The organism is Cupriavidus sp. 05T313, from assembly GCF_056396665.1.
This window is the reverse complement of sequence record NZ_JBFTLX010000500.1, coordinates 1-1527: the sequence shown is the minus strand read 5'-3', so window position 1 is coordinate 1527 and position 1527 is coordinate 1. Positions and strand designations below refer to the sequence as shown.

The window sequence follows — 1527 nt, the reverse complement described above, 5'->3', positions numbered from 1 at the left end:
GCACCATCATCAATGAGCGCACCAGGGGCGGGCCCTTCAAGGATGCCGCGGATCTCGCGGATCGCGTCAAGGGCCTCGGGCAGAAATCGGTCGTGCGTTTGCAGGAGGCTGGCATGACCATTGGCGCCGGCAGCGCCGCCGCGCCGAAGGCCGCGGTGGCCGCGGCCCAGAAGGATGGCAAGGCGGAGAAACCGCCGGTCAAGGCCGCCCGCTAAGACGCCGGCGGGCTCGCGGCCGCGACGCCCGCATCGTCCGTATTTGCGCATCGAAGCCCCGGCCTGGTCCGGGGCTTTTTGCCGCCCGCGCACCGGTGCGGACGGCAGACGCTGGTATGGCTCGTGCTAGTTCCGCGTGGCTTCGCACGATTGCGGTCGCGCGGTATCATGCGGACGCCGCGGCAGCCTGAGCCGGCTTCGCGGCCAACATAATCCAAATCGAGCCGGACCTGCTCACGCATGCGGGGGCCAGGCCAAAAAAACGGGAGCTGGACAATGGGAAATAACGAGGACGCGGGATTCCTGCCCAAGTGGCGGCTAAAGACCCACGGCGTGATTGCGCCTGATGAGCGTCTGCCTGCCGGCCAGACGCTCCTGGCTGGGATCCAGCATGTGGTGGCGATGTTCGGCTCGACGGCGATCGCGCCGATCCTGATGGGTTTCAATCCCAATATCGCCATCCTGTTTTCGGGCATCGGTACGCTGATCTTCTTCCTGTGTGTGCGCGGCAGGGTGCCCAGCTACCTGGGTTCCAGCTTTGCCTTTATCGCCGTGGTGATCGCCGCGACCGGCTATGCCGGCAGCGGACCGAATCCCAATATCCCGGTGGCGCTGGGCGGCATCATCGCCGCCGGCGTGCTCTACCTGCTGATCGGGCTGGTGGTGCAGGCGGTCGGATATCGCTGGGTCGAGCGGCTGATGCCGCCTGTGGTGACGGGTGCCATTGTGGCGGCGATCGGCCTGAATCTTGCGCCGGTGGCAGTCAAGGCCGTCAGCGGCGCCGCGCTTGACACCTGGGTGGGGCTGGCCACGGTGCTGGCCGTGGGCACGGTGGCGGTGCATGCGCCGGGCATGTTGCGCCGGCTGCCGGTGCTCGTGGGCGGCTTGTTCGGCTACGTGCTGTACTACATCTGCACCAACGGGCTGGGCATGGGCAAGGCCATCGACTTCTCCGGCGTGGCCGCGGCCAGCTGGTTCGGCCTGCCGGTCTTCACGTCGCCAGTGTTCCAGGCCAGCGCCATGCTGCTGATCGCACCGGTGGCCATCGTGYTGGTGGCGGAAAACCTCGGGCACATCAAGGCCATCAGCGTGATGACCGGCCGCAATCTCGACCCGTACATCGGCCGCGCCTTTATCGGCGATGGCATTGCCACCATCATTTCCGCGGGCGGGGGCGGCACGGGCGTGACCACCTATGCCGAGAACATGGGCGTGATGGCCGTGACCAAGATCTACTCCACGCTGATCTTCGTGGTGGCGGCTGTGGTGGCCCTGGTGCTTGGCTTTTCGCCCAAGTTCGGTGCGCTGATCC

The 1527-nt window shown here is 66.6% G+C and carries 1 protein-coding gene and 1 pseudogene; both read left to right on the top strand.

The window, feature by feature from the left end; all coding sequences use genetic code 11:
- Positions 1-215: pseudogene (locus AC1DKD_RS41215) on the top strand (hypothetical protein); the annotation flags it as partial.
- Positions 216-491: 276 nt separating this feature from the next.
- The coding region (locus AC1DKD_RS41210) for a solute carrier family 23 protein (protein ID WP_477144743.1) at positions 492-1527 on the top strand (1036 nt) is incomplete at its 3' end.